This window comes from Bradyrhizobium sp. HKCCYLRH3097 (assembly GCF_051167875.1).
Classification (GTDB): Bacteria; Pseudomonadota; Alphaproteobacteria; order Rhizobiales; family Xanthobacteraceae; genus Bradyrhizobium.
Genome location: NZ_JBNPTX010000006.1, coordinates 237,052 through 263,554 on the forward strand (window position 1 = coordinate 237,052; position 26,503 = coordinate 263,554).

22 protein-coding genes are annotated in these 26,503 nt (G+C 65.2%); 13 read left to right on the forward strand and 9 right to left on the reverse strand.

The genetic code is table 11. The features are described 5' to 3' along the window. The first annotated feature begins 113 nt into the window (after window positions 1-113). Window positions 114-2,471 (forward strand): efflux RND transporter permease subunit, encoded by a 2,358-nt coding sequence (locus ACQR0U_RS17050; RefSeq protein ID WP_315714896.1) that lies wholly within the window; start codon window positions 114-116, stop codon window positions 2,469-2,471. A 319-nt stretch (window positions 2,472-2,790) separates the two neighbouring features. Here ACQR0U_RS17050 and ACQR0U_RS17055 read toward each other — a convergent pair whose 3' ends face one another. Beyond that, window positions 2,791-3,285 (reverse strand): hypothetical protein, encoded by a 495-nt coding sequence (locus ACQR0U_RS17055; RefSeq protein ID WP_315714895.1) that lies wholly within the window; start codon window positions 3,283-3,285, stop codon window positions 2,791-2,793. A gap of 476 nt (window positions 3,286-3,761) precedes the next feature. Between ACQR0U_RS17055 and ACQR0U_RS17060 the strand changes: the two genes are divergently transcribed. The 5 genes from ACQR0U_RS17060 (at window position 3,762) to ACQR0U_RS17080 (ending at window position 8,294) form a co-directional block, all read left to right on the forward strand. Continuing rightward, complete coding sequence (locus tag ACQR0U_RS17060) at window positions 3,762-3,998, forward strand: hypothetical protein (protein WP_315714894.1); 237 nt, start codon at window positions 3,762-3,764, stop codon at window positions 3,996-3,998. Window positions 3,999-4,221: 223 nt separating this feature from the next. Next, window positions 4,222-5,100, forward strand: a complete 879-nt coding sequence (gene hpnC / locus ACQR0U_RS17065) for a squalene synthase HpnC (RefSeq protein ID WP_315749238.1) — start codon at window positions 4,222-4,224, stop codon at window positions 5,098-5,100. Further along, entirely contained in the window at window positions 5,097-5,936 is an 840-nt protein-coding gene (gene hpnD, locus ACQR0U_RS17070; protein ID WP_316188177.1) for a presqualene diphosphate synthase HpnD, read from the forward strand. The genes hpnC and hpnD overlap by 4 nt, the downstream gene beginning before the upstream one ends. Continuing rightward, window positions 5,936-7,186, forward strand: a complete 1,251-nt coding sequence (gene hpnE, locus ACQR0U_RS17075) for a hydroxysqualene dehydroxylase HpnE (protein WP_434843534.1) — start codon at window positions 5,936-5,938, stop codon at window positions 7,184-7,186. Before hpnD ends, hpnE begins: the two co-directional genes overlap by 1 nt. A 343-nt stretch (window positions 7,187-7,529) precedes the next feature. Next, entirely contained in the window at window positions 7,530-8,294 is a 765-nt protein-coding gene (locus tag ACQR0U_RS17080; RefSeq protein WP_409977888.1) for a phosphorylase, read from the forward strand. A gap of 108 nt (window positions 8,295-8,402) precedes the next feature. Here the strand turns inward: ACQR0U_RS17080 and hpnH are convergent, their stop codons facing one another. Further along, the gene (gene hpnH, locus ACQR0U_RS17085) at window positions 8,403-9,551 is read right to left on the reverse strand and encodes an adenosyl-hopene transferase HpnH (RefSeq protein WP_315714889.1); all 1,149 of its coding nucleotides are present in this window, start codon (window positions 9,549-9,551) and stop codon (window positions 8,403-8,405) included. A 34-nt stretch (window positions 9,552-9,585) separates the two neighbouring features. Then, complete coding sequence (ispH, locus tag ACQR0U_RS17090) at window positions 9,586-10,512, reverse strand: 4-hydroxy-3-methylbut-2-enyl diphosphate reductase (protein ID WP_315749245.1); 927 nt, start codon at window positions 10,510-10,512, stop codon at window positions 9,586-9,588. Window positions 10,513-10,998: 486 nt separating this feature from the next. On the opposite strand from ispH, the gene ACQR0U_RS17095 reads away from it, so the two are divergent. After that, on the forward strand, window positions 10,999-13,599 hold the full coding sequence (locus ACQR0U_RS17095) for an MMPL family transporter (RefSeq protein WP_315714887.1): 2,601 nt from the start codon (window positions 10,999-11,001) through the stop codon (window positions 13,597-13,599). A gap of 62 nt (window positions 13,600-13,661) precedes the next feature. Here ACQR0U_RS17095 and ACQR0U_RS17100 read toward each other — a convergent pair whose 3' ends face one another. Further along, on the reverse strand, window positions 13,662-14,288 hold the full coding sequence (locus tag ACQR0U_RS17100; RefSeq protein ID WP_409977889.1) for a DUF2147 domain-containing protein: 627 nt from the start codon (window positions 14,286-14,288) through the stop codon (window positions 13,662-13,664). A gap of 101 nt (window positions 14,289-14,389) precedes the next feature. Here ACQR0U_RS17100 and hpnO point away from each other — a divergent pair, with 101 nt between their 5' ends. Next, window positions 14,390-15,781: an aminobacteriohopanetriol synthase HpnO gene (gene hpnO, locus ACQR0U_RS17105; protein WP_315714885.1), complete on the forward strand. Its 1,392-nt coding sequence runs from the start codon at window positions 14,390-14,392 to the stop codon at window positions 15,779-15,781. 110 nt (window positions 15,782-15,891) lie between these two features. Here hpnO and ACQR0U_RS17110 read toward each other — a convergent pair whose 3' ends face one another. The 4 genes from ACQR0U_RS17110 to ACQR0U_RS17125 all read right to left on the reverse strand — a co-directional run bounded on the left by ACQR0U_RS17110 (window position 15,892) and on the right by ACQR0U_RS17125 (window position 18,608). Next, window positions 15,892-16,683 (reverse strand): anti-sigma factor family protein, encoded by a 792-nt coding sequence (locus ACQR0U_RS17110; protein WP_434843533.1) that lies wholly within the window; start codon window positions 16,681-16,683, stop codon window positions 15,892-15,894. Then, window positions 16,680-17,234 carry a sigma-70 family RNA polymerase sigma factor gene (locus ACQR0U_RS17115; protein WP_434843587.1) on the reverse strand — a complete coding sequence of 185 codons (555 nt, stop codon included), beginning with the start codon at window positions 17,232-17,234 and terminating at the stop codon, window positions 16,680-16,682. Before ACQR0U_RS17115 ends, ACQR0U_RS17110 begins: the two co-directional genes overlap by 4 nt. Before the next feature lie 97 nt (window positions 17,235-17,331). Then, a complete protein-coding gene (locus tag ACQR0U_RS17120; protein ID WP_315714883.1) occupies window positions 17,332-17,649 on the reverse strand; it encodes a cupredoxin domain-containing protein in 318 nt (105 codons plus the stop codon). Between the two features lie 14 nt (window positions 17,650-17,663). After that, window positions 17,664-18,608, reverse strand: a complete 945-nt coding sequence (locus tag ACQR0U_RS17125) for a metallophosphoesterase family protein (RefSeq protein ID WP_315714882.1) — start codon at window positions 18,606-18,608, stop codon at window positions 17,664-17,666. Between the two features lie 223 nt (window positions 18,609-18,831). On the opposite strand from ACQR0U_RS17125, the gene ACQR0U_RS17130 reads away from it, so the two are divergent. Beyond that, complete coding sequence (locus tag ACQR0U_RS17130) at window positions 18,832-20,004, forward strand: acyltransferase (protein ID WP_315714881.1); 1,173 nt, start codon at window positions 18,832-18,834, stop codon at window positions 20,002-20,004. Between the two features lie 156 nt (window positions 20,005-20,160). Here ACQR0U_RS17130 and ACQR0U_RS17135 read toward each other — a convergent pair whose 3' ends face one another. Further along, entirely contained in the window at window positions 20,161-21,780 is a 1,620-nt protein-coding gene (locus ACQR0U_RS17135; protein WP_315714880.1) for a GMC family oxidoreductase, read from the reverse strand. Window positions 21,781-21,953: 173 nt separating this feature from the next. On the opposite strand from ACQR0U_RS17135, the gene ACQR0U_RS17140 reads away from it, so the two are divergent. The 4 genes from ACQR0U_RS17140 (at window position 21,954) to ACQR0U_RS17155 (ending at window position 26,421) form a co-directional block, all read left to right on the forward strand. Then, window positions 21,954-23,123, forward strand: coding sequence for a M20 aminoacylase family protein (locus ACQR0U_RS17140; protein ID WP_315714879.1), 1,170 nt, complete (start codon window positions 21,954-21,956; stop codon window positions 23,121-23,123). A 477-nt stretch (window positions 23,124-23,600) separates the two neighbouring features. Beyond that, window positions 23,601-23,948: a hypothetical protein gene (locus tag ACQR0U_RS17145; protein WP_315714878.1), complete on the forward strand. Its 348-nt coding sequence runs from the start codon at window positions 23,601-23,603 to the stop codon at window positions 23,946-23,948. A gap of 239 nt (window positions 23,949-24,187) precedes the next feature. Further along, window positions 24,188-25,219 (forward strand): aKG-HExxH-type peptide beta-hydroxylase, encoded by a 1,032-nt coding sequence (locus ACQR0U_RS17150; protein ID WP_315714877.1) that lies wholly within the window; start codon window positions 24,188-24,190, stop codon window positions 25,217-25,219. Further along, window positions 25,216-26,421, forward strand: coding sequence for a radical SAM protein (locus ACQR0U_RS17155; protein ID WP_434843531.1), 1,206 nt, complete (start codon window positions 25,216-25,218; stop codon window positions 26,419-26,421). Before ACQR0U_RS17150 ends, ACQR0U_RS17155 begins: the two co-directional genes overlap by 4 nt. Window positions 26,422-26,503 lie beyond the last annotated feature (82 nt).

A 26,503-nucleotide genomic window follows, 5' to 3' on the forward strand; every position in this document is an offset into this window, starting at 1 on the left:
AGCTTGGGCTGCGGGCCACAATGCGGTCATCTCTGCTTCGCTGAGCGGCCTTATTTCTGCCCTATGCGCTCAGGCCCTCCGAATTGGGCCGCACCCCAACCACTGGACACCGCATGCTGGAAGTCAGGCACGACAACGAAGTCCATGTCGAGAAGGTCGAGCACCGGCCGGCCGACAGCATCGCTTTTGGCATCGAACGACTCGGCCTCCTCGCGGTCAAGGCGCCGATCTTCTCCTGCGTCGTCCTGCTCGTCCTCATCGTGGCGGCGGTGTTCGGCATCAAGCGCATCCAGATCGACGATTCGCTCAGCCAGCTGTTTCGCTCCGACAGCAAGGAATTCCACCAGTACGAGGAGGTGACGAAGAAGTTCCCGGCCGAGGAATTCGACGTCCTCGTCGTGGTCGAGGGCAAGACCCTGCTGGCCCGCCAGAACCTCGAGAAGCTTCGTGACTTCGTGACCGACCTGCAACTGGTCGAGGGTACCCGTGGCCTGGTGTCGCTGTTCTCGGCCCGTCAGGCGCCGGCGCCCGGCAAGCTGCCGGCCGCGCTGTTTCCGTCGGATCTGCCGGAGGGCGAGGCCTACGACAAGTTCATCGAAACGGTGAAGTCGAACGAGATCATCCGCGGCAAGCTGTTGTCGGAGGACGGTACGCTCGCCCTGATCGTGCTGTCGCTCGAGCCCAAGGTGGTGGCCTCGAACGATCTCGGGAAGGTGGTGGGCGACATCCGGAAGCTGATGGCGGAGGACCTCGGCGACACCGGCCTGAATGTCCAGCTTTCCGGCGTGCCGGTCATGCAGCTCGAGATCCGCAACGCGGTGGAACGTGACGGGCTGACCTACAACATTCTCGGCATTCTCGCCGGCTGCATCATCGCCATCATCTTCTTCCGCAAGGTCTCCTTCATGATCGCAGCGGCGTTTCCGCCGCTGATCGCGATCATGCTCGCGCTCGGCGCGCTCGGCTGGGCCAATTTCAATCTCAACATGTTCCTGAACGTGATGACGCCGCTCATCATGGTCATCAGCTTCTCCGATTCGATGCAGCTTACCTTCGCCGCCCGCGACCGCCTGATCGCGGGGCAGGACAAGGTGACGGCGTTCAAGAACGCCGTGCTGGTCGTCGGCCCGGCTTGCGTGCTGACCCACGCCACCGCCGGCATTTCCTTCATCGCCCTGCAGTTTTCCGACAGCGACCTGATCCGCAAGTTCGGCGAGGCGGGGCTCGCAGCCACCATCATCGCGCTGGTCGCGGTGCTGTCGCTGGTGCCGGTGTTCGGCGTGCTGCTGGTGCGCAACGAGAAGACATTCGCGGTCAAATTCCAGGGCGCCGACGCCGGCGTCCAGGCGCTGCGCAATTTCTGCTACTGGATCGCGGTGCGCATGGTCGGCCGTCCCGGCCTGTTCAGCCTGATCGCGGTGCTGTTCGTCGGCTCGCTCGCGGTGGTGTATTCGACCCTGGAGCCGCGCTATCGCCTCGCCGACCAGGTGCCTGACAAGCAGCAGGCGGTTGCAGCGAGCAACCGGCTCGATGCCAAGCTGACCGGCGCCAATCCGGTCAACGTGCTCATCCAGTTTCCGAAGGGCGCCTCGCTCTATGCGCCGGAGACGTTGCAGGCGATCGCCGACGTCCATGCCACCGTCGAAAAGACCGCTGGTGTCGGCAACGTCTGGTCGGTCGAGACGCTCCGGCGCTGGCTGGCCGAGAAGGCCGGCTCGTCGGATACGGCGACGTTGCAGGAATATGTCAATCTGATCCCCGAGCACCTCGTGCGCCGCTTCATCGACAAGGAACAGGATGCCGTGGTGGTCGCCGGCCGCGTGCCGGATGTCGATTCCAGCCAGCTGCTGCCGGTGGTCGACAAGCTCGACCGCGAGCTCGATGCGGTGAGAAAGAAGCATCCCGGCTATGAAATCGCCGTTACCGGTCTCGCCGCCATCGCCGCGCGCAACTCCGCCGGCATGATCGAAAAGCTCAACCATGGGCTGACGATCGAGTTCGCGCTGGTCGCGATGTTCATCGGGCTGGCCTTCCGCTCCTGGGTGGTGATGCTCGCCTGCATCCTGCCCGGCATTTTCCCTGTCGTGATGTCGGGCACCGTGCTGTGGGCAATGGGTGAGGGGCTGCAATTTGCCAGCGTGGTGGCGCTCACGGTCTCTTTCGGCCTTGGCCTGTCGGCGACTATCCACTTCCTGAACCGGCTGCGGATGGAAAGCGCGCCCGGCGTCAGTGCCGCCGTCGCAGTGGAGCGCGCCACCGTGCTGGTCGGACCGGCGCTGATCCTCACCACCGTGGTGCTGGCCTGCGGCCTGGTCGTCACCGTGTTCTCGGATCTGCCGTCGCTGCGGCTGTTCGGTTGGCTCAGCGCGTTCTCGATGGTGGCGGCGCTGTTTGCCGACCTCTTCATCCTCCGCCCGACCGCGATGTTCCTGATCAACCTGTCGCAGAAGCTGAAGCGCAAGCCGCTTTAGCCCAGGCTATTGCGTAAACCAGGCCGTCATCACCCGTGAAAGCGGGTGATCCAGCACGCCGCGGCCTATCGGTTCAATCAGGACAGCCTCTGGAATACTGGAGCGCCCGGTCCCGTCTGCGCCTTCGGCTTCGACGCGGCTATAAGTTCAAGGGCGCGCCGGAGCTTTAGCGAAGGCGGCAAGCCGGGCGACGACAGCGGCGGGTCTCATTCGTATCCGAGGGCTGCGGAAGCACCGCAAAACAAAACGGCCCTGACATTGTCAGGGCCGTTTGCGCATTCGACTGCCCGTGAGCGCGCGACACGCTCCGGTCCAAGGATCAGGTCTTCGACATCGTGATGTTGACGCCGCGGATCTCGCCCTTGGAGGAAATCTGCACGACCTGCTTGTTGCCGCTGGTCCTCAGGGTGATGCTGGCGGCGAAGCCGGCGGCCTGCACGAACACGTCGATCTGGCCGTTGCCGGCGGTGCCCTGCAATTCGCCGTTCACGTTGCGGCTGGATTCGCTCCAGTTGCCGGAGATGCGGTCGCCCTGGCTGGTGACGTCACTGGACAGGAGGAACTTGTAGCTGTCGCTGGCGCATTGCAGGCTCTGCTTCAGATTGGCGCCGGCCACCTTGTAGCTGGCCTTGCAGCGGATGCGCTCGGTGGTGCCGTCCGACAGCGCGACCGTGCCGTTGCCCGACCACGAGCCGTCGAAGCCGGCGAACGGGCCCGACTGAGCCTGAACTGCGGTCGCCGCCACGAACAGTGCCGCTCCGAGACCGGCGGCCTTGATGACGTGCCCCGAGAAAGATGAGCCGAACAGTTTCATATCGAGTTTCCCATCCAAAATGACACCGCTGTGTCGGCGTATGCCGCCGCTTCGAACACTTGGTGTTCTCGCCGAAGGTTAGGTTCAAATGACGGCCGGTCGGGCGCTGCGACCGGATGCCATGATGCCCGCCGACACCGTGCGACGGGTCGGCGCCGAATGGTCGTCCTCGCAAGACGGCTGCACGCAAGCCGCCTCGACGGCGCTGCATCTAACGGTCCGCGCGGCAAGCTTGCAACAGCCAAATGCGAAAAACGTGTTCCGAGAATAACGCCCTAGTATCAACGCCTTGTTTGTGCCAAAGCTGTGATCTCCGAGCTTGATCCGCTCGGGATCATAGGGCGCAAATTTGGCCGCATTTGGCAGCGTACCTCCGGCGCTGGGGGGCTTGCGGTCCTTGCCAAACCAAACAGGTGTTTCCCGGGCAGCATCGGCGATCCGGGAGGTCTCCTCTGCTGTCAAAATGAAGGAACACGATGCGTAAGATTTTCCTGGCACTTTCCCTGCTGTCGTCGGTGTCCGTTTCCACCGGTGCGTTCGCGCAAGGCCGCGGCGGCACGCCCGAAGAGCAGGCGGCCTGCACGCGTGACGTTCAGAAGTTCTGTCGTGCCGTCATCGATCAGGGTGACTTCACGATCCTTGCGTGCCTGAAGGAGAACCGCCCCAAGATCAGCCCGGCCTGCGATCAGGTGCTGAAGACCCACAACCAGTAAGTGGTTGCCGTTCGGAACGGTTGTTTCCGAACTCTTTTGGTTAACGACCGCCGGCCCGCCCCTCGGGGGAGGGCGGCGGTTCGATCCTATGGGCTGCCCGACATCGATTGCATTGGTTTTGGCTGGATCTTCGCCTATATGGGGGCGAGCAATCCGTTCGCATGAGCGAAGCGGCGGGCATTGTTTTCGGTAGCGCCCTTTCAACCTGATAGCTGTTTCGTCCATGACCACCGCGAGCGATTTGCGATCCGGCAAGACACACCGGGACGAGAACTTTCCGGTGGCGTCGTGGATCATCCGTCCCGAGCACCGGGCGCTGATCCTCGCCTTCTACAATTTCGTGCGCACCGCCGACGACATCGCCGACCATCCGAGCCTGCCGGGTGAGGAGAAGCTGCGGCTGCTCGATCTGCTCGAAGCCGAGCTGACCGGGACGGGCGAGACCCAGGACGTCGCCGTCAGCCTGCGCCGGGCGCTCGCCGAGCGCGGCATGCCGCCTCGGCACGCGCTCGATCTGCTGGTTGCCTTCCGGATGGACGTGACCAAGCTGCGCTACGAGAACTGGGACGAGGTCATCCACTACTGCCGCTACTCGGCGATGCCGGTCGGCCGCTTCATGCTCGACGTGCACGGCGAGTCCACCGCGACCTGGCCGGCCTCGGACGCGATCTGTGCGGGCCTGCAGATCAACAACCACCTGCAGGACTGCGGCAAGGACTACAAGGCGCTCAACCGCGTGTATCTGCCGCGCGATGCGCTGGCGGAAGCCGGCGCGACCGTCGAGATGCTCGGCGAGGCCAAGTCGCCGCCGCCTCTGCTGGCCTGCCTGCAGAAGCTCGCGGTGCGCAACGCGGCGCTGCTCGATGAGGGCAGGGACCTCAACAGCGGCGTCAAGGATTTCCGCTTCGGACTGGAGATCGCCGTGATCCAGGCTTTCGCCGACCGCATCGTGGCGTTGCTGAAGGTGCGCGATCCGCTGAGCGAGCGCGTGCACCTGTCGCCCGTCGGCATGCTCGGCCTCACCTTCACGTCGGTCATGGGCGAGATCGGCCGCCGCGTGGCCGGGCGTCATCCCGTCACCAAATCGGCAGCCGGCGCATGACCCTCGAGGCAACCGCAGACAATATCGATCACGGCACGGCGGCCTCCGGCAGCTCGTTCTATGCCGCCATGCGCATCCTGCCGCGCGCCCAGCGCGACGCGATGTTCCAGGTCTACAGCTTCTGCCGCGAGGTCGACGACATCGCCGATTCCGACGGCCCGCGGCCCGAGCGGCTGGCGGCGCTGCAGAAATGGCGCGACGACATCGACGCGCTGTACCAGGGCAACCCGCCGCCGCGGCTGCGCGACTATGTCAGCTCGGTGAAGACCTTCGGGCTGAAGCGCGAGGACTTCCTCGCCATCATCGACGGCATGGAGATGGACGTGCCGCAGGAGATCCGCGCGCCGGATCTCGCGACGCTCGACCTTTATTGCGACCGCGTGGCGAGCGCGGTCGGCCGCCTCTCGGTGCGCATCTTCGGCATGCCCGAGGAGGACGGCATCCTGCTCGCGCACCATCTCGGCCGCGCGCTGCAGCTCACCAACATCCTGCGCGACATCGACGAGGATGCCGGCATCGGCCGGCTCTATCTGCCGCGCGAGGCGCTGCTGTTCGCCGGCATCACCGGCGACGATCCGGTCAAGGTCACGCAGGAGCGCGCGCTGCCCAAGGTCTGCAACTCGGTTGCGGTCAGGGCCAAGACGCATTTCGAGAAGGCCGACGAGATCATGCGGCGAAATCGCCGGCGCGCCGTGCGGGCGCCGCGGATCATGTCAAAATATTATCGTGCCGTGTTCGACCTCTTGCTCGAACGAGGCTTCGCGCCGCCGCGCGAGCCTGTCCGCGTGAGCAAGCTCACGAAGATCGGCATCATCCTTCGTTACGCAATCATCTGATGCAGAAGACAGCTCACATCATCGGCGCCGGCGTGTCCGGCCTTTCCGCCGGCGTGCGGCTCGCCAATGCGGGCTACATCGTCCATGTCCACGAGGCGACGCAGCAGCTCGGCGGCCGCTGCCGGTCCTATTACGACGCCGCGACCGACCTGGTGATCGACAACGGCAACCATCTGCTGCTGTCGGCCAATCATCACGTGTTGGCCTATGCCCGCGCGATCGGCTCGGAGGCGGGGCTCGTGGGGCCGGCGAAGGCAGAGTTCGCCTTCGTCGACATCCGCAGCGGCCAGCGCTGGCTGCTCGATCTCGGCAACGGCCGGCTGCCGCTGTGGGTGTTCGACGAGGGCCGCCGCGTGCCGGATACCAAGCTCGGCGACTATCTCGCGCTGTCGCCGCTGATCTGGGCCGGTACGTCCAGGACGATCGGCAGCACGATTCCCTGCAAGGGTACGCTGTATGACCGTCTGGTGCAGCCGCTGCTGCTTGCGGCGCTCAACTGCGATCCGCCGGAGGGGTCGGCGGGGCTGGCCGGCGCCATCGTCCGCGAGACCTTGCTCGCCGGCGGCCAGGCCTGCCGGCCGTTGATCGCGCGCGACGGCTTGTCGGGCGTGCTGATCGATCCGGCCGTGAAATTCCTGGAAGGCAAGGGCGGCAGCGTGCGGATCGGCCGCGAGCTGCGCGGCCTCGACGATGGGGGCGGTCGCGTCACCGGGCTCAGGTTCGGCGGCGATGAAACCGTCGCGCTCGGTCCTTCCGATGTCGTGGTGCTCGCCGTGCCGCCGCGGCCGGCGATGGCCCTGCTGCCGGGGCTCACGGGGCCGACGAAATATCGTGCCATCGTCAATGCCCATTTCCGCATCACGCCGCCGCGCGATGCACCAGCTCTGCTCGGGGTGGTCGGCGGCCTGGTCGAGTGGCTGTTCGCCTTCCCGCAACGGCTCTCGGTCACCATCAGCAATGGCGATCGCCTCGTCGACATGCCGCGCGAGGAGCTCGCCGCCGCGATCTGGGCCGACGTCTGCAAGGCCGCCGGGATCACGGCGGAGCTGCCGCCGTGGCAGATCGTGCGCGAGCGTCGCGCCACCTTCGAGGCGACGCCCGAGCAGAACGCGCTCCGACCGGGAGCGAAGACGGCGTTCGGCAATCTCGCTCTGGCGGGGGACTGGACCGATACCGGCCTGCCGGCAACCATCGAAGGCTCGGTGCGCTCCGGCGACCGCGCTGCGAATCTCCTGCTCGGGCACGGTTGACCCGCGCAGGGGCGGCCGAATCTGCCCGCGCCGTCATGCCGCCTGCCGTGAGTCTCACATTTTCGTGGCGTGGTTCTTGCTTAAAGTTCCACGCCCGGTGGCACCGGCGCAATCTGTTCCAGGACGGAACAGGGATCGGCGGGGCCAAATGGCAACACCGGGCAAAAAACGCATCAGGTGCCGGTGCAGTGCGGCGCAAACGGGGTTTCCTCGCGGATTTTTTCTGCGTAATCCTCGGTTTGTTAAGGCCTTTCCGCTCTGGCGCCGCCGTGGCTGAGGCTTTGGAACAAGAGACGGAGACGTCGGATCACGCGACGTCCGAGAAGGTGTCAGGGGTCGGATTGTGAAGTTGGGGATGGGGGACGACACGTCCGCGGATCGCCCGATTGATTCGCGGCCGGTCTTGGTCGTGACGGGCTTGGTGCAGGAGGCCCGGATTGCTGCCGGGCCCGGCATGATGGTGATCTGCAGCTCGAGCGACCCCAGGCAGTTGCGCTCGCTGCTCACCGTGTTCGATCCGACCTCGATCCGCGGCGTCGTCAGCTTCGGCGTGGCCGGCGGTCTCGATCCGAGCCTCAAGGCCGGCGACATCGTCGTCGCCACCGAAGTGACCGCCGGCGATGCCCGCTGGCTGTCGGGCCTGTCGCTGCGCGAGGAGCACATCGCCCGCGCCGCCCTGAAGAAGCGCCGCGTTGTGCGCGGCGTGCTCGCCGGGGCCGAAGAGGTGGTGGTGGCCCAGGCCCGCAAGGCGGCGCTGCGCATGAAGACCGGTGCGGCCGCGGTCGACATGGAGAGCCACATCGCCGCCGCCTATGCCGCCGAGTACGGGCTGCCGTTCGCGGCGCTGCGGGTGATCTCCGATCCCGCCCATCGCACCCTCCCGTCGCTTGCCAAGGACGCCATCAAGCCAAACGGCGACATCGACCTGCCGATGATCCTGCGCGGCGTCGCCCGCAATCCGGCCGTACTGCGCGGCCTGGTGTCGACGGGCATCGAGTTCAATCGCGCCCTGCGCTCGCTGCGCGGCGCGCGCGACCTGCTGCTGAGCGGCATGCTGGCGGCTGAGCATTTCCTCGAGACCGAGACGCTGGCCGCTGCCGAGGCGTGAGCCGTTTGCTCATCGCCGAGCGTAGCGTCCATCCCGATCCACAGATCAGTTCAATGAAAAAGGCCGCCGATCACTCGGCGGCCTTTTGATTGATCAGAGCCGTGAAGATCAGGCGGCCGTCGAGGCCTTCTGCTGCGCCTCGATCGCCTCGTCGTGACGGATCTCGGAGAGGCGCTTCTGCACCTCCGACGAGAACACGTACTGCGCCGGGCGCTGCTTGGAGAGATCGATCTCCGGTGCCATCGGACCCTCGGTCTTGATGCCGCGCAGCGACACGAACATCGCCTTGATCGGGTTGGTCAGCGCCGCATTGGCGGCGGTGGCCTCGTAACCGCAATGCGCCATGCAGTCGGCACACTTCTCGTACTTGCCGGTGCCGTAGGAGTCCCAGTCGGTGGTCTCCATCAGCTCCTTGAAGGTCTTGGTGTAGCCTTCGCCGAGCAGATAGCAGGGCTTCTGCCAGCCGAAGATGTTGCGCGCAGGCATGCCCCAGGGGGTGCACTCGAACTCCTGGTTGCCGGCCAGGAAGTCGAGGAACAGACCGGAATGCATGAAATTCCACTTCTTGCCCTTGCCGAGCTTGAAGACGTCGCGGAACAGCTGCTTGGTCTTGGTGCGGTTGAGGAAGTGCTCCTGGTCCGGCGCGCGCTCATAGGCATAGCCGGGCGACATGGTCACGCCGACGCCGAGCTCGGTCGTGAAGTCCAGGAACTTGGCGATCTCCTCGGCGGGATGGCCGTCGAACACCGTGGCGTTGACGTTGACGGTGAAGCCGCGCGCCTTGGCGGCCTTGATCGCGGAGACGGCGCGGTCGAACACGCCCTTCTGCGACACCGCCTTGTCGTGATGCTCGCGCAGGCCGTCGAGGTGCACCGAGAAGAACAAATACGGCGACGGCTCGAACAGGTCGAGCTTCTTCTCCAGCAGCAGCGCGTTGGTGCAGAGCGAGACGAACTTCTTGCGGGCGACCAGGCCGCGCACGATCTCGCCGATCTCCTTGTGGATCAGCGGCTCGCCGCCGGGGATCGCGACCATCGGCGCGCCGCACTCGTCGGCCGCGTCCCAGCACTCCTGCGCGCTCATGCGGCGGTTGAGGATCGCGTCGGGATAATCGATCTTGCCGCAGCCGGCGCACGCCAGGTTGCAGCGGAACAGCGGCTCCAGCATCAGCACGAGCGGATAGCGTTTCCGGCCGAGAAGCTTCTGCTTCATCAGATAGGCCCCGATACGCAGTTCCTTATGGAAGGGGATTGCCATTACGTCTCTTCTTTCTGGACCAAACGAGGACCGATCAGCCCGCGACCAATTCGGCCGGCAGGCGGAATTCGATGTTTTCTTCCCGCCCCGGGACCACCGCGACCTCGACCGGTCCGATGCGCCGCAGGGCTTCGATGACGTCGTCGACGAGAACTTCGGGAGCCGAGGCGCCGGCGGTGATGCCGACGGCCTTGGCATCCTTCAGCCAAACCGGATCGAGCTCGCTGCCATCAGCGATCAGATAGCTTGCGACCCCGGCCTCGGTGCCGATCTCGCGCAGTCTGTTCGAGTTGGAGCTGTTGGCGGCGCCCACCACCAGGATGACGTCCACCAGCTTGCTTAAGTCCCTTACCGCAGATTGCCGGTTCTGTGTCGCATAGCAGATATCCCGGATATCGGGACCTTGAAGGTCTGTAAAGCGGGCTTGAAGGGCTAAAATGATGTCCTTGGTGTCGTCCACGCTGAGCGTGGTCTGGGTAATATAGGCCAGCGGGGTATCGACCGGCAGGGGCAGGGTGGCCACATCGGCCACGTTCTGCACCAGATGGACCGGGCCGGGAACTTGGCCCATGGTTCCCTCGACTTCCGGGTGGCCGGCATGGCCGATAAGTACCAGGGTACGGCCTTTGGACATGTAGCGCTTGCCCTGGTTGTGGACCTTGGTCACCAGCGGGCAGGTGGCATTGAGCACCGGCAGCCCGCGGGCGGCCGCTTCCTCCTCCACCGTCCGGGCGACGCCGTGGGCGCTGAACACGGTGACGGCGCGCGGGGGGACCTCGGAGAGGTCCTCGACGAAGATGGCGCCCTTGGCCTTCAGGCTCTCGACCACGTGCTTGTTGTGGACGATCTCATGACGCACATAGACCGGCGGGCCATACTTCTCCAGCGCGCGCTCCACGATCTCGATCGCACGCACGACTCCAGCACAAAAACCGCGCGGCTGCGCGAGATACACCTGCATTGGACGTCCAGCCACGTTGCCTCACTTTCGACCTGGCACCTCCGTGCGTGCGACAGGGTTGCAATAATCGCACCAGCGAATGCCCAATGGCCCGCCACACGGATGGAAACGCAGGACTTTGTGTCAAAAATCGAGCGAAGAAGAAAGCCGGTCTGCAAGTGGCTCGCATGTGACACGTCGCACACAGCTCGCGACAGGTCGCCGGTAATTTGGTAATTATAAATTAGATCAATTAATTGAGTTGGTTATGCTCTCACTCGTTCGTCACTTTACCGCCGAGAACAGCCGCTATATCAGCCGCCCCGACGGTTCCGTGCATCGTTCGACCTGATCCGCCGTCGACGGACCACCCTCGTCTTCAAGGTTGGGCCAGGCCGGGTCGGGGCGCCGCTCAGGATGTGTGCGTCCGGGGCTCGCCCTGATCGGGGAACTCCGCCATGAAGCGGACGTTTCCGCCCAGCTCTCTAAACATTAGAAAGTCACGAAGTGCTGACCACGTTTGTCGTCTCGATCGTCAAGGCCTGCACCCGGTTTGCCTGGCCGACATTGATTGCGGCCCTGCTGCTCTCCGTAGGTGCGGGCTTCTATACGGCGCGTCATTTCTCGATCAATACCGACATCAACAAGCTGATTTCGCCTGATCTCGACTGGCGCAAGCGCGACCAGCAATATGAGCAGGCCTTCGATCGCGATCGGATGATCCTGGCGGTGGTCGAAGCGGCGACGCCCGAGATGACAGGTGTGGCGGCCGATGCGCTCGCCAAGAAGCTCAAGGGCGACACCGCGAACTTCTCATCGGTCGAGTTGCTCGGCGGCGGCGAGTTCTTCGCCAGGAACGGCCTGCTGTTCCTGCCGACCGAGGAGGTCAAGCAGCTCACGGACCAGTTCGCGGCGGCAGCGCCGCTCGTCGAGATCATGGCCGGGGACCCCTCGATCCGCGGCCTGACCGGTGCGCTGGAGACCGGCCTTGCCGGCGTCAAGCGCGGCCAGGTCAAGCTCGACAATGCCGCACGGCCGTTCGACTACATCTCCCAGACGGTGGAGACCGTGCTCGACAAGGGCGATGCGACCTTTTCCTGGCGCCAGCTGATCTCCGACAAGCCGCTCGAAGACAGCGACAAGCGCGCCTTCATCCAGTTCAAGCCGATCCTCGACTACCAGGCCCTGGAGCCCGGCAAGGCCGCCACCGATGCGATCCGGCAGGCCGCGGCCGAGCTCGATTTCCCCAACCGCTTTCACGCGCGCGTGCGGCTGACCGGTCCGGTGCCGATCGCCAACGAGGAATACGCCACCGTGCAGGAGGGCGCCGTCGTCAACGGCATCGGCACCGTGGTCGTCGTGCTGATCATCCTGTGGCTGGCGCTGCATTCGGCCAAGATCATCTCGGCCGTGTTCATCAACCTGTTCATCGGCCTCGCCCTCACCACGGCCGTCGGCCTGATGATGGTCGGCTCGCTCAATCTGCTGTCGGTTGCGTTCGCCGTGCTGTTCATCGGCCTGGGCGTCGATTTCGGCATCCAGTTCAGCGTGCGCTACCGCTCCGAGCGATTCAAGAACGACAATCTGCCGGAGGCGCTGGCGGAAGCCGCGCGCCGCTCCGCGGTGCCGCTGTCGCTCGCGGCGATGGCAACGGCTGCCGGCTTCCTGTGCTTCCTGCCGACCGACTACAAGGGCATCTCCGAGCTCGGCGCCATCGCCGGCGCCGGCATGATCATCGCGTTCCTGTCGTCGATCACGGTGCTGCCGGCGCTGCTGAGGATTCTCAATCCGCCTGGCGAGAAGGAGCCGGTCGGCTATGCCTTCCTGGCGCCGGTCGATCATTTCCTGGAGAAGCACCGCGTGCCGATCATCGTCGGCACGCTCGGTCTGGTCGTCGCCGGCCTGCCGCTGCTCTACTACATGAAGTTCGACTTCAACCCGATGAACCTGCGCAATCCGCGCGCCGAGTCGATCGCGACCTATCTCGACCTGCGAAAGGATCCGAACACGGGCGCCAACGCGATCGACGTGCTGACGCGCTCCGAGACCGAGGCCAAGGCGATCGAGGCCAAGCTCGAGAAGCTCCCCGAAGTGGCGCGCGTGATGTCGCTCGACAGCTTCGTTCCCGAGGACCAGCCGGCCAAGCTGAAGCTGATCGCGCAGGGCGCGAAGGTGCTGGGGCCTGCGCTCAATCCGGATCAGGTCGATGCGGCGCCGAGCGACAAGGAGAATGTCGACGCCCTGAACTCGACCGTCGACAATCTCCGGCGCACCGCGGGCGAGAGCAGTGGGCCGGGCGCGGTCGCGTCGCGGCGGCTCGCAGACGCGCTTGCCAGGCTCGCGGGCGCGAGCGAGGCGGTTCGCAACAAGGCACAGGCGGTGTTCGTCGAGCCGTGGAAGATCACGCTGACGCAGCTCAGCGCCACCCTGCAGGCGCAGCCGGTCAGCCTCGCGAACCTGCCGCCGGAACTGGTGTCGCAGTGGAAGAGCAAGGACGGACTGATTCGGGTCGAGGCCCAGCCCAAGGGCGATCCGAACGACAACGACAATCTCAGGCGATTCGCCAACGCCGTCCTGACGGCCGAGCCCAACGCGATCGGCGGGCCGGTCTCGATCCTGAAGTCCGGTGACACGATCGTTAAGGCATTCATCCACGCCGGCATCTACTCGCTGGTCGTGATCAGCCTGCTGCTGTGGGTGACCTTGAAGCGCTTCACCGACGTGCTGATGACGATCGTGCCGCTGCTGGTCGCAGGCGCCGTGACGTTGGAGATCTGCGTGCTGATCAAGCTGCCGCTGAACTTCGCCAACATCGTCGCTCTGCCGCTCCTGCTTGGCATTGGCGTCGCGTTCAAGATCTACTACGTGGTGGCGTGGCGCGGCGGCCGCACCAATTTGCTCCAGACCAGCCTGACCCGGGCGATCTTCTTCAGCGCACTGACGACGGCGACCGCATTCGGCAGCCTGTGGCTGTCGAGCCATCCCGGCACGTCCAGCATGGGCAAGCTGCTGGCGCTGTCGCTGGTCACCACGCTCGCCGCCGTGCTGCTGTTCCAGCCGGCCCTGATGGGCAAGCCTCGCGAGGTCAAGGAGCAAGAGGGCTCTTGATCACCGAATAGAAAAAGCGGCCGATCTCTCGGCCGCTTTTTTGTTCGGGTGACGGACGCCAACTAGCGGGCGCGCGCAATATCGGGCAGCAGGCAGATATCGCCGACCTGGTCCGCGGGCTTGTGTCCCGGCTTGGCCGATGCGGTTGCGCCACTGCCGACGCCGGTCGTGGTCTTGGCCGCCGGGGCAGGGGCCGGCGCGATTGGTTTCTGTGTACCTTTGGCCATGCTGTTTACGGGGCTCGACGGGATCGGCGGAGCAACCCGCGTCCAGGTCTCGCCGCCGCACAGGAAGCCGAGCACGCAGCCCTTGATCTCCAGGTGATCGGGGTCGACCGGCGTGATGGTGGAGCTGTAGAGCTGCCCATCCTTGGCGTTGTAGACTTGGCCTTCCCACGCGTCTGCGCCGGGCTTCTTCTTCATGTCGATCAGGATCGGCATGCCGAGCGTCGGCCGGCTCTGGCGGGCCGGATCGGGGTTGTTGCTGTCGCGTCCGCCCGGGGTCTTCTCCCAGGCCACGACGCCCCACATGCTGCCATTACATTGTGCGACTCGGATGTTAGCGACGCCGTCGGCGACCCGCCAGTCGCCGGTGGGGTCGGCCGCGAGCGCGGAAGAAATTCCTGCTGCGAACACGACTGCGGAGTATGCTAGTGTCGTCGACATGAGATATCTAAGGCGATGCAACATTGGCAGAAACCCGTGCTTGCTTTGATGGTGCGAATGAGGGCAAAACGCCGCATTGCGCGTTTTCAGTTGACGTCACGTCCATCAACCGAAGTATGTAGCCGATGCTAAAACCCAATCTAGACGTTTCCGAGATGTTTGTGGAGCGCCAAGCGCAGCGCAGCACGATGCACTCTCGGCATCTGAACGAGCAGCTTGTCCGCGTTCTAAAGACGATTGGATATGATGTTGGGTTCCAGAAGGGACAAGGGCAATATCTCTACGATCGTGATGGCGCCCGTTATCTTGACCTGCTCAGCGGTTTTGGCGTCTTTGCAATCGGCCGCAATCATCCGACGCTGCGCGCCGCGCTGAAAAGCGTCCTCGACACCGATCTGCCGAATCTCGTTCAGCTCGACGTCTCGACCTTGGCGGGCGTTCTTGCCGAGCGGCTGCTGGAATATGTCCCGTATCTGGACAAGGTGTTCTTCGCCAATTCCGGCGCCGAGACGGTGGAAGCCGCGATCAAATTCGCGCGTGGCGCGACCGGCCGGCCCGGCATCGTCTATTGCGGGCACTCCTATCACGGTCTCACCTACGGCGCGTTGTCGCTGACCGATGATTCGAACTTCCGCAACGGCTTCGAGCCGCTGCTGCCGGGCTGCACGGCGATCCCCTTCAACGATCTGGCCGCGCTCGAGCAGGCGCTGTCGTCGCGCGAGATCGCAGCGTTCATCGTCGAGCCGATCCAGGGCAAGGGCGTCAACATGCCCTCCGACGAGTTCCTGCCCGGCGCCGCGGCGCTCTGCAAGAAATACGGCACCATCTTCATCGCCGACGAGATCCAGACCGGCATGGGCCGCACCGGCCGGTTCCTTGCGGTGGAACATTGGAACGTCGAACCCGACATGGTGCTGCTGTCGAAGGCGCTGTCCGGCGGCCATGTCCCGGTCGGCGCGCTGCTGACGCGCAAGCAGATCTTCGACAAGATCTTCAACCGCATGGACCGCGCCGTGGTGCACGGCTCGACCTTCGCCAAGAACGACCTCGCGATGGCCGCCGGCATTGCCACGCTCGAGGTGATGAAGGCCGAGAAGCTGGTGGAGGCCGCAGCCAAGCGCGGCGCCGAGCTGCGGCTGGCGCTGACGCGGATGGTGCCGGGCTACGAGCTGCTCAAGGAAGTGCGCGGCAAGGGACTGATGATCGGCGTCGAGTTCGGTCCGCCGAAATCGCTGCGCCTCAAGGCGTCGTGGACCATGCTGGAGAGCGCCAACAAGGGCCTGTTCTGCCAGCTCATCACGGTGCCGCTGTTCAAGGATCACAAGATCCTGACCCAGGTCGCCGGCCACGGCTTGCACACGATCAAGCTGCTGCCGCCGCTGACCATCACCGAAGAGGACTGCGCCTGGATCGAGCGCGCCTTCGACGACGTCATCGCGCAGAGCCACAAGGTCCCCGGCGCGATCTGGTCGCTCGGCAAGACCCTCGTCGACAACGCGATCCGCAAGTCGGCGTGATGTTCGCATTGGGTGGGCAAAGGCGCGTGGCGCCGTGCCCACCGTTTCAGTTCGTCTCCGGACAGACCGTGGGCACGCTTCGCTCGCAATGACTGAAGCGCAAGAGCGCTTCACCCCTCCTTGTTCGCACCCATCGCGCGCTCGAACCGCTCGCCGAACTCGTTGAGTTCGTCGGCGCCGATATCGCTGACCGCCCAATAGCTCAGGCCGCGGTCGCGCCAAGAGCGGATGTTGAAGCCCTGGATCGTGTCCATCCGTGCGGCGCGGCGCTCGGTGGACGAGGTCTGCGCCACGAACAGATTGATCACGTGCTGGCGGCGGCGATAGACCACCGCGCCGATCGCGCGTGCGTCGACGTAATCGAGCCGCCCGCCGATGAGGGTGAAGCCCTGCGCGGTCAGATCGATCACCGGCGGCGCGACGTCGAGCTTGCCGTTGAACCAGGGCTTGACGGTGTGCTGGTCGGTCGAGATGACGTCGGTGAGGTGGCCGGCCTGTAGCGAGCGCAGATGCGCCGAGACGATCTCGGCCTCGATCCGCTGCTGGTCGTCATTGCGCAGCACGATGGCGACGAGGCCGGTGGCGGCCAGCGCCGACACCGCCGAGCCCAGGGCGAAGCCTCGCAGCAGCGTGCGGCGGCTCGGCGGCACTGCAGCGAGCGGGATGATGGAGGCCGCATCGGCCGGCGGCAGGGCGGCTTCGATGCGCTGGCGCAAGGCAGGGGACGCCCTGTAGCCGAGGTCGGTGCCGGCGAGCATCTGCTTCATCTGCCTGACCGCGGCAAGCTCCGCGGCGCAGCGCGGGCAGGTCGCAACATGGGCTTCGACCTCACGAGCGTGGCCGGCATCGAGCTCGCCATCGGCCAGCGCGTGGATCAGGATCTCGGCTTTATCGCAGGTCATGGCTTATGCTCCTCCTGCGCGAGCCAGGCGGCGCGCAGCATCGCGCGGGCGCGGGCAAGACGCGACATCACGGTGCCGACCGGCACGCCGGCGGCCTCCGCGATCTCGCGATAGGACAGATTGTTGACCTCGCGCATGACGAACGTCTCGCGAAACGGCTCGGCCAGCGTGTCGATCAGCCGGCGGATCGCCGAGGCATCACGTTCCCGCAACACGGCGCCTTCCGGCGTCTCGGCGCTCTCCTGCCACAGCGGGGGCTGCTCGGCCGCTTCCGGCGCGTCATCGAGCGCCTTGACCGGCGCGCCGGCCCGGCGCGCGAATTCGGCGTGGCAGACATTGCGCAGGATCGCGAACAGCCACGGTTTCATCGCCGGGCCGCGATAGGTGTCGAAATGCTTCAGCGCGCGCAGGTAGCATTCCTGCACCGCGTCCTCGGCGTCGGCGGCGTTGCGCAGCAGATAGCGCGCCAGCGTGTAGGCATCGTCGAGATAGGGCAGCGCCGCCTCGCGGAAGCGTCGCGCCTTCTCGGGATCGTCACTGGCTGTCGTCACCGGCGAGGTCTCCGGCCCGGTTCGCGGTCGCACGGCGCGGCCGGCGGTACGCCGCCGACCGGCCCATCCGACGATGCTCATGCCCTGGTTCGCGATGCTACTCAACCTTGACCAGCCCCGTCATGTGCGGATGCAGCGAACAGAAATATTTGTAGTCGCCGGCGGCTGCGAACGTGAAGGAGAAGCTGTCGTCGGTGTCGAGCGTTTTCGATCGGTATTTCCCGGCCGACACCACCGTGTGCGGAATGTCGTCGTGGTTGGTCCAGGTGACGGTGTCGCCGACCTTCACCGTCACTTCGGTCGGGGTGAAGGTGAAATTGTCGATCGTGACCTTGATGGTCTCGGCGCGCAGCGGCGTGGCGCAAACAAGCAGTACGGCGGCCAAGCCGGCACCGCGAAGAACAGGCTGGATCATCGCGTTTTCGTCCCTCAGCCCGCAAGCGGCGTGTCGATGATCGCGAGCCGCTCGGCCCCGACCTTGAAGTCGATGCTGGCAATGCCGAGCAGGCTGCGCAGCCTGGCGTCCTCGACCTTCATCGGGCCGGGCGAGGGCGCCGTGCCCGGCGCCGGCTGCGGAAAGGCGGTCGAGCGCGCGGTATGGAAGGTGACGTTGCCTTCGACCTTCTGCATCACCTGATGGATATGGCCGTTCAGCACCGTCACCGAGCCGAAGCCCTTCAGGCTGTCGAGCGCGCGCCCGCCATCCTCGGTCCCCCAGCCCCATTGCGGATACACCGTCCACAGCGGGATGTGCGCGAACACGACGATCGGCGTCGATTTCGAGCGGCCCTTGAGATCCTGCTCGAGCCAGGCAAGCTGCTCGGCGCCGAGATTGCCGAGCCCGCCGGCCTTGAGATCGACCACGTTGACGAGCCCGACGAAGTGCACGCCATTGGCATCGAACGAATACCAGCCGGCACCGCGCGTGCCCTTGCCGTAGCGCTCCTTGTAGAGCTTGACGTCCTCGTCGAGGAAGTCGTGCTCGCCCGGCACGTAGTGCACGTCGAGCCTGGACTGCGAGATGATGCGGTCGGCATCGTCGAACTCGGCTGCCTTCGACAGATGCGAGATGTCGCCGGTATGGATCATGAAGGCCGGCTTCACCGGCATCGCCTTGATGCGGTTGACGGCCTCCTCGAGCGTGCCGGTCGCGTTGGGATTGGCCGGCTTGTCGAAGCCGACATGGCTGTCGCTGATCTGCAGGAAGGTCAGGCCGGAGGCGGGCTGCTCGGCCGCCCGCGCCGCGTCGACCAGGCCGAGCGAACGTGGCACGCCGCCCGACAGCGTCCAGAGCACGCCCGTGCCCGCCCATGTCATGCACTCCAGCACCTTGCGGCGGCTGACGCCGTTCTCGTCATGATCACCAAGGCTCATCGTCATCTCCCGTTGCCCGTCATCGGGCTTGCGGGTGAGAAGAGCGGTCGCGGCCCGGTTTTATTCCCGGCTTCTCGCGATCGAAACGCGATGACGTGTTCGTGATCATGGCGGCAATGGCCGACGGCTCACCTGGTCACGCAGGATGTCGGCGCAGGGCCGGGCGAATGATATGAGCGGCGCGCGCCGCCGAGGGGCGGCTGATGGACTGGATGCGACGTCGATGCATGAGCGCGTGACCCCGACCCTGCAACGAACCGAGACGTCGCGCGATCGGATCGTGCCGCTCGACCGCGCCAGGACCTTCATCACGCTCTCGGTCGTGCTCTATCACTCCGCCATCAACTACACCGATTTCGGCCAGGGCGGCGACCGCATGCACTGGCTCGGCTTCGATCTCGTCGCGCTGTTCAACGACAGCTACTTCATGTCGTGCATGTTCTTCATCTCCGGCCTGTTCGTGCCGACAAGCCTGGCGGGCAGGGGCGCGTCGGACTATGTCGGGCGCCGTGCGCTGCGGCTCGGCGTGCCCTATATGGTGTCGATCTTCGTGATCATGCCGATCGCCTACTACCGCTACTACGTGGCGGAGGATCAGTTCAGCGCGGTGTGGTGGCGGATGATCAGAGAGGGGCCGTGGCCGTCCGGCTCGGCCTGGTTTCTCGGCGTACTGCTGGGGTTTGATATGCTGGCTGCGTTCGTCTGGGTCCTGGCACCGCAGGCGGTCGGCGCACTCGGGCGTTGGGCCGGAATGGTGCTGCACTATCCGCTCACTGGCTTCCTGATCTTCCTCGTGATCGCCAACCTGGTCTATCTGCCGCCGCATCTCGGCTTCGGTGACGGATTCTGGTTCATGCCCGGACATTTTCCGCTGCCGCTGCAGGCGAGCCGGGTGCTGCTCTATCCGGCCTTCTTCGTCGGCGGCGTCGCGATCGGCGCAGCCGGGCTGCGGACGGGGCCGTTCGCAGCCGACGGCGCGCTGGTGCGGCGCTGGTGGACCTGGTTCGGTCTTTCCTACGGCTGCTATGGCGCGATCCTGTTGCTGGCCTACGCGCATCACAACTGGATCGCCGATTTCGATTCCCCGCCACCGTGGTGGCGCGCGGCCTATGGCATGGCGGTGGCGAGCTTCTGCGCCGCGATGGCGTTCGGCGTGCCGACCTTCTTCCTGCGCTGGGCGAAGGCGCCGCTGACGCTGATGGATCGCCTGCAGCCGTCGGCCTACGGCATCTACCTGCTGCACTTCCTGCCGCTGCTGTGGCTGCAATATCTGGTCTACGACCCGGCGTGGCCGGCGGGAGTGAAGTTCGCGATCGTGCTGATCGGCACGCTGTCGGTGAGCTGGCTCGCAGCAGCACTGTTGCGCCGGGTTCCGCTGGTGGCGCGGATCATTTGAAGCTGAACCTCTCTGACGTCAAAGGCCACCGTTCATTGATGGTGTCATTGCGAGCGAAGCCGACGAAGCAATCCAGAGTGGGGACGAGGCTCTGGATTGCTTCGGTTCGCCGCTTCGCTCCCAATGACGGCAGCGGTGGTTGCTGGACGTGAGCGCCTAGCGCCCATCCTCCAAGATCATCGACGCCGCCTTCTCCGCGATCATCGCCGTCGGCGTGTTGGTGTTGCCTGACGTGATGGTCGGCATGATCGAGGCATCGGCGACGCGCAGCCGTTCGATGCCGCGAAAGCGCAGCCGCTCGTCGACCACGGCCATCGGATCATCAGGGGAGCCCATCTTCGCCGTGCCGACCGGATGAAAGATCGTCGTGCCGATGTCACCGGCGGCCTTGGCCAGCGCCGCGTCGTCATCGCCGACGGATGGGCCGGGCAGATATTCCTCCGGCCTGTAGGCGGCGAGCGCATTCTGCTTCATCAGCCGGCGGGTGACGCGGATGGCGTCGGCCGCCACCTGGCGGTCGTCCTCGGTCGCCAGGTAGTTCGGCGCGATCGATGGCGCCTCGTCTATCCCCGCCGACCTGATCCGGACCGTGCCGCGCGAGGTCGGACGCAGGTTGCAGGCGCTGACCGTGATCGCGGGAAAGCGATGCAGGGGATCGCCGAACTTGTCGAGCGACAGCGGCTGCACGTGGAACTGGATGTTGGCGCGGTCGCGCGTCGCATCCGAGCGCGTGAAGATGCCGAGCTGCGACGGGGCCATGGTCAGCGGCCCGCGGCGCCGGAACGCGTAGTCGAGCCCCATCAGGCCGCGCCGCACCAGCGAGTAGTACGTCTCGTTCAGCGTCTTCACGCCCGTGACCTTGTAGATCGCGCGCTGCTGCAGATGGTCCTGCAGGTTGCGTCCCACGCCCGGTCTGTCGAGGACGACATCGATGCCGAGCTCGCCGAGCCAGTCGGCCGGGCCGATGCCCGAGCGCTGCAACACCTGCACCGAGCCGATCGAGCCGGCGCTGAGGATCACCTCGCCCCTGCTGCGCGCCTCGATGGTCTCGCCGTTCTGCCGGTAGCGCACGCCGACGGCGCGGCCGTTCTCGACGATCAGGCGGTCGACGAGGACGTTGGTTTCGAGCCGCAGGTTCGGCCGGTTCAGCGCCGGCTTGAGGAAGCCCCGCGCGGAAGACCAGCGCCGGCCGCGCTTCTGGTTGACGTGGAAATAGCTGATGCCTTCATTGTCGCCGGTATTGAAGTCGGGGATGCGGCGGAGGCCCATCTGCTCGGCGGCATCGCCGACCGCGTCCAGCACCGCCCAGGACAGCCGGGGCGCCTCGATGCGCCAGCCGCCGCCGGTGCCGTGATGCTCGCTCTCGCCGAGAAAATGATCCTCCAGCCGTTTGAACACCGGGAGCACGTCGGCATAGCTCCAACCGGCGAGACCGAGCTGGCGCCAATGGTCGTAGTCAGCGGCCTGGCCGCGCATCGAGATCATGGCGTTGATCGCCGAGCAGCCGCCGATCACCTTGCCGCGGGGGTAGGCCAGCGAGCGGCCGTTCAGCCCCGGCTCGGCCTCGGTGCGAAACATCCAGTCCGAGCGCGGATTGCCGATCGCGAAGAGGTAGCCGACCGGAATATGGAACCAGATCCAATTGTCATTGCCGCCGGCCTCGAGAATCAGGACGCGGCGCTTCGGATCGGCCGACAGCCGGTTGGCGAGGATGCAGCCGGCGGTGCCGGCGCCCACCACGATATAGTCGTAATCCCCCTCGAGCTGTCTCGGCATCGGCATTCCCTTCCCATCGTTGCCAGCTTTTAGTCAGCTCAGACGGGGCCGGACAAGCGCCACGTTCATGGCTGGTTGACCGAGCCATGAGACGGGCGCAGCCCTTATCTTGGGCGGTGCGGCTTTTGCATGCTAAACAGGCGCAAAGTCCCACCGGAGTTACGAGATTCCCCATGCCCATCGTCAACCGCGTCGCCGATCTGCAGCCCGATATCCAGGCCTGGAGGCGGGATATCCATTCGCATCCGGAGCTGCTCTACGACGTGCACCGGACGGCGGCCTTCGTCACCGAGCGGCTGCGCGAGTTCGGCTGCGATGAGGTCGTGACGGGCCTCGGCAAGACCGGCGTGGTCGGCGTCATCAAGGGCCGCAAGCCCGGCCACGGCGAGGTGAAGGTGCTCGGACTGCGCGCCGACATGGACGCGCTGCCGATCGAGGAGGCGACCGGGCTGCCCTATGCCTCGAAGACCCCGGGCATGATGCATGCCTGCGGCCACGACGGTCACACCGCGATGCTGCTCGGCGCCGCGCGCTATCTCGCCGAGACCCGCAACTTCGCCGGCGAGGTCGCGGTGATCTTCCAGCCCGCCGAGGAGGGCGGCGGCGGTGCGGACGCGATGATCAAGGACGGGCTGATCGACCGTTTCAAGATCGACCAGGTTTACGGAATGCACAACGGGCCCGGCCTGCCGGTCGGCGCGTTTGCCATTCGCCAGGGGCCGCTGATGGCATCGACCGATGCGGTCGACATCACGATCGAGGGCCATGGCGGTCATGCCGCCAAGCCGCACAATTGCATCGACTCCCTTCTGGTCGGCGCCCAGCTTGTCACCGCGCTGCAGCAGATCGTGTCGCGCAGCGTCGACCCGCTGGAGGCCGCGGTGCTGTCGATCTGCGAGTTCCACGCCGGCAATGCCCGCAATGTGATTCCGCAGAGCGCGGTGCTGCGCGGCACCGTGCGGACGCTGACGCCGAAGGTGCGTGAGCTGATGGAGAAGCGCGTGCGCGAGGTCGTGACCGGCGTCGCCCAGATGACCGGCGCCAAGATCGACCTGAACTATGCACGCGGCTATCCTGTCGTCATCAATCACGCCGAGCAGACCGAGATCGCGATCCGCGCCGCCAAGGAGGTCGCGGGCGACGCCAATGTGCACGAGATGCCGCCGATGATGGGCGGCGAGGACTTCGCCTACATGCTCGAGGCGCGCCCCGGCGCCTTCATCTTCGTCGGCAATGGCGACAGCGCCGGCCTGCATCACCCCGCCTACAACTTCAATGACGAGGCGATCGTCTACGGCACCTCGTTCTTCATCAAGGTGGTGGAGAATACGCTGGCGGCGTGAGGCTCGCGGCCGCGTGCAGCGGCACCGCCGCGATCAGGCACGAAAGTGGACTGGCAGGGCCCGTGCGATGAGCGCGGGCCTTTTGCTTTCCATATGCACGTCGAGCTTCATGAGCTACGCGAGAATGTGCGCTGCCGCGGAATGAGGTGCGACAATATGCCTGGCGGGTGACATCCGAGAGCGCAAGACGTCATCACGCGTGGTCACTGCCGGCCTGAGACGACCGCAGTGCGTCGCTCATTCGAGCAATCAACAGGTGTATCTGACAAACTACTCTATTGTTAAAGAACTAGCTTCATGTTAGTTTTTTTCTGGCTTCGACGACTGGCGAATTGGGACAGCCTGAGCGAAGTGCTTAGCACAGCTACATTGCTTCAGGTTCTGTGAGTTCAGGGCGCGAGATCACAGAGCTTGTACCGGGACGTTGCTATTTCCTTTCTGAACGATGGCGGTTCTCAACCGACTGGGAGTATAGGAATGGCTGATCGCGATCCGGCGGAAATGCGCAAGAAGGTCGATCTGGCGCTGAAATCCGTAGTCGACTCAGAGATCGCACGCGCGTCTCTGAAGATCGACATCATGGCAGAAGGCGTTCCATTCTCGCGTGGAGCGATCTTCAGCAAGACCAATCCATTCTCGCGCGGCATCGTCTTCAGCCGCCTTGCGGCGATGGAGCGTCCGGACGAGATGGAACGTGAAATCGCCAACGATCCCGCGGTGTTGGGGGCTCTTGCGGAGCGTCTCACGCAGGTACGGGCGGTGAAGGACCTCAAGGGTCAATTTAGCGTGCCGCAGGCGGGGGGCGCGCCGAAATCGGTCAGGTGAATGGATCGATCGTTCGGCTCAGACGGAGCGAAGCGGGCCTGCGATGTCGGATCTTTCCGACGTGACGTGTCGTGGGCCCGCCCGCGACTCGCTGGTGCGGATGACGGGCAATGGTCGCCGTCATCAGCGTGACCTTTCCTGATAGCTGCTCTTGATTCCGGCATCGGTTGCGGTCCTGTCTGACGGCGGGACAGCTTGCGGCCGGCTTCGTTGGCGTATTTCCGGAGGCATGCTCGATCATGAGTGACGCGTGGACCTGGCGACCGTCGAAATCTGCCTGGCATGAAAAATTCAACGACAGGATCCTGAGATGGCAGCCGGAGGATCGCCTCGGCCTCGACTGCGAGCCGCTCAAGGCGTCGCTCATCGAAGCCAACGCGCGTGAAGCGGACTGGCTTCGTCATCCCTGCATGAACTCCATCACCTATGAAGGGCATGACAAGAGCCCGCAGCGTGATCTGCAGGTGGCGATCTGGACGGCGGCGAATGCGCCGACCGCATCCACCTCGCTGACGACGCCGGAGCCGCTGACCTTGTGGTCGCCGGTCGGAGGCTACCGGATCGAGGCCGGCAGCTATGACCTGAACGAGCTCGCTGGGCTGCTCCCGATGAAGGAATGGCCCTACGACATATCGGTCGACGTGGGGTGCCACTCCCTCGGATTTCCGATTCCCGACACCTGGGCCGAGCACACCGATCTCTCGGCCGACGAGCAGGCCCGGATGACGCGCGAGGTGACGAACGCGCTCGAGATCCTCGTGACCGCCGCGAAGAAGTTTCCCGAGTGCGTGAATTGGGTGTCCGATGTGACGCGGGTCCTGATCCCCCTGCGCAGCAGCGAGCGATCCTATTTCCGCAGCGGGTCGCAAGCCGATGTGCCCGGGATGGTTTACGCCGACCTGTTCGGCGGCCTGATGCAGGTGATGGAGGCCATCGTCCACGAATCCGCGCATCTGCATCTGTTCATGGCGGAGGCGTCGGGACCCCTGGTGGATCCGCAGCACCAGGGGCGCTACGCATCGCCGTTGCGGCCGGAGCCGCGGCCCTTGCGCGGGATCCTGCTGGCCTTTCACGCCATCGCCTATATCTGCGCCTTCTATCGTGAGGCCGAGAAGCAAGGGTTCGGCGGATCAGCCGAGTATCAGGCCGAGCTTGCCAATATGCTGACCAAGCTCAAGGAGGCGCAGGTCGTACTGGACGGTGCCCGGCCGTTCCTGACCGAGGACGGCCGCATCTTCGTCGATCGCACCGCCGAGATTGCGTACCAATGAACGACGGTCCCCATCTTCACTTCGTGTTCAAGGTCGCGTCGCGCTGCAATCTGAACTGCTCCTATTGCTACGTCTACAACAAGGGCGACAGCACGTGGAGAGAGCGGCCCGCGATCATGGATGATGAGGTCGTCGAGATCGCGATCCACCGCATCCGCCGCCATTGCCAGGCAACGGGTCAGAGCTATCTGACGATCACCTTTCATGGCGGCGAGCCGTGCCTGGTCAAGCAGGAGCGGTTCAGCTCATGGTGCCGGAAGATCAAGGAGGGGCTGTCGGGCGTCGCGCGGGTGCAGCTCTGCATGCAGACCAACGGCACGCTGCTCGACGACGGCTGGGCCGAGATCATCAAGAGGTTCGACATCGATCTCGGGATCAGCATCGACGGAACCCCCGAGGTGCATGATGCCCTGCGCGTCGATCATGCCGGGCGTGGCTCCTATCGCGATGTCGAGCAGGGCCTTGCCGTGCTGCGCCGCGCCGGGATTCCGCTGCGCTTCCTGTCGGTGATCCAGCTCGGGGCGAGCGGTGCCGCGGTGCATCGCCATCTGACGAGCCTGGGCCCGGCCTCCATCGACTATCTGCTGCCGGATTTCACCCACGACACCATCGCGGCGGTTCGCGACCGGTATGGACCGACACCCTGTGCCGATTTCCTGATCCCGATCTTCGAGGATTGGTGGCGGGACGGCACGCTGGACCTCCGGATCAAGATCTTCTGGAACATCGCGTGGCTGGTCCAGGGCGGGGAGAGCCGCATCGACATGCTCGGCAACCAGCCGCTGACCTTCCTGTTCGTCAACACCGATGGCGAGATCGAAGGGCTGGATGTGCTGCGGGTCTGCTACGACGGCGCCGCGCGCACCGGCCTGAATGTGCGGACGTCCGACTTCATGGACGTCCGGCACGCCGGCGAATTCCATCGTGCGGCGGTGTTCGAGGGCATGCCGCTGCCCGACGGCTGTCGCGCGTGCCGCGAGCGCGACACGTGTGCCGGCGGCTATCTTCCGCATCGCTATGCATCGCGGACGGGCTTCAACAATCCGACGGTGTGGTGCGCCGATCTCCTGAAACTGTTCGATCACGTCCGCGAGCGGCTGGGAACGTCGGTGGAGGAAACGAAGCTGCGCCGGGCTCATCTCCTCGACACCGCCCTGCGGCGGGCGGTGGGGCTGCAGCAGGAATCTCCGGCCATCGGCTGAGGTCGGACCTCGATCGCCGACTTATGCGCGCTGTCGCGCGGGCCTGCTGCAAGGCGGCGTGGTCGAGAGTGGAACGTGGAAG

Excerpts from the sequence above, each read along its gene's own strand:
- hpnH (WP_315714889.1), bottom strand. The coding sequence starts at position 9,551 with ATGGCAATCCCCTTCCATAAGGAACTGCGTATCGGGGCCTATCTGATG.
- ACQR0U_RS17060 (WP_315714894.1), top strand. The coding sequence starts at position 3,762 with ATGCGTAAGATTTTCCTGGCACTTTCCCTGCTGTCGTCGGTGTCCGTT.
- ACQR0U_RS17155 (WP_434843531.1), top strand. The coding sequence starts at position 25,216 with ATGAACGACGGTCCCCATCTTCACTTCGTGTTCAAGGTCGCGTCGCGC.
- hpnO (WP_315714885.1), top strand. The coding sequence starts at position 14,390 with ATGCTAAAACCCAATCTAGACGTTTCCGAGATGTTTGTGGAGCGCCAA.
- ispH (WP_315749245.1), bottom strand. The coding sequence starts at position 10,512 with ATGCAGGTGTATCTCGCGCAGCCGCGCGGTTTTTGTGCTGGAGTCGTG.
- ACQR0U_RS17145 (WP_315714878.1), top strand. The coding sequence starts at position 23,601 with ATGGCTGATCGCGATCCGGCGGAAATGCGCAAGAAGGTCGATCTGGCG.
- ACQR0U_RS17110 (WP_434843533.1), bottom strand. The coding sequence starts at position 16,683 with ATGACCTGCGATAAAGCCGAGATCCTGATCCACGCGCTGGCCGATGGC.
- ACQR0U_RS17130 (WP_315714881.1), top strand. The coding sequence starts at position 18,832 with ATGCATGAGCGCGTGACCCCGACCCTGCAACGAACCGAGACGTCGCGC.
- ACQR0U_RS17150 (WP_315714877.1), top strand. The coding sequence starts at position 24,188 with ATGAGTGACGCGTGGACCTGGCGACCGTCGAAATCTGCCTGGCATGAA.
- ACQR0U_RS17140 (WP_315714879.1), top strand. The coding sequence starts at position 21,954 with ATGCCCATCGTCAACCGCGTCGCCGATCTGCAGCCCGATATCCAGGCC.
- ACQR0U_RS17135 (WP_315714880.1), bottom strand. The coding sequence starts at position 21,780 with ATGCCGAGACAGCTCGAGGGGGATTACGACTATATCGTGGTGGGCGCC.
- ACQR0U_RS17055 (WP_315714895.1), bottom strand. The coding sequence starts at position 3,285 with ATGAAACTGTTCGGCTCATCTTTCTCGGGGCACGTCATCAAGGCCGCC.
- ACQR0U_RS17050 (WP_315714896.1), top strand. The coding sequence starts at position 114 with ATGCTGGAAGTCAGGCACGACAACGAAGTCCATGTCGAGAAGGTCGAG.
- hpnE (WP_434843534.1), top strand. The coding sequence starts at position 5,936 with ATGCAGAAGACAGCTCACATCATCGGCGCCGGCGTGTCCGGCCTTTCC.
- ACQR0U_RS17125 (WP_315714882.1), bottom strand. The coding sequence starts at position 18,608 with ATGAGCCTTGGTGATCATGACGAGAACGGCGTCAGCCGCCGCAAGGTG.
- hpnD (WP_316188177.1), top strand. The coding sequence starts at position 5,097 with ATGACCCTCGAGGCAACCGCAGACAATATCGATCACGGCACGGCGGCC.
- ACQR0U_RS17100 (WP_409977889.1), bottom strand. The coding sequence starts at position 14,288 with ATGTTGCATCGCCTTAGATATCTCATGTCGACGACACTAGCATACTCC.
- hpnC (WP_315749238.1), top strand. The coding sequence starts at position 4,222 with ATGACCACCGCGAGCGATTTGCGATCCGGCAAGACACACCGGGACGAG.
- ACQR0U_RS17120 (WP_315714883.1), bottom strand. The coding sequence starts at position 17,649 with ATGATCCAGCCTGTTCTTCGCGGTGCCGGCTTGGCCGCCGTACTGCTT.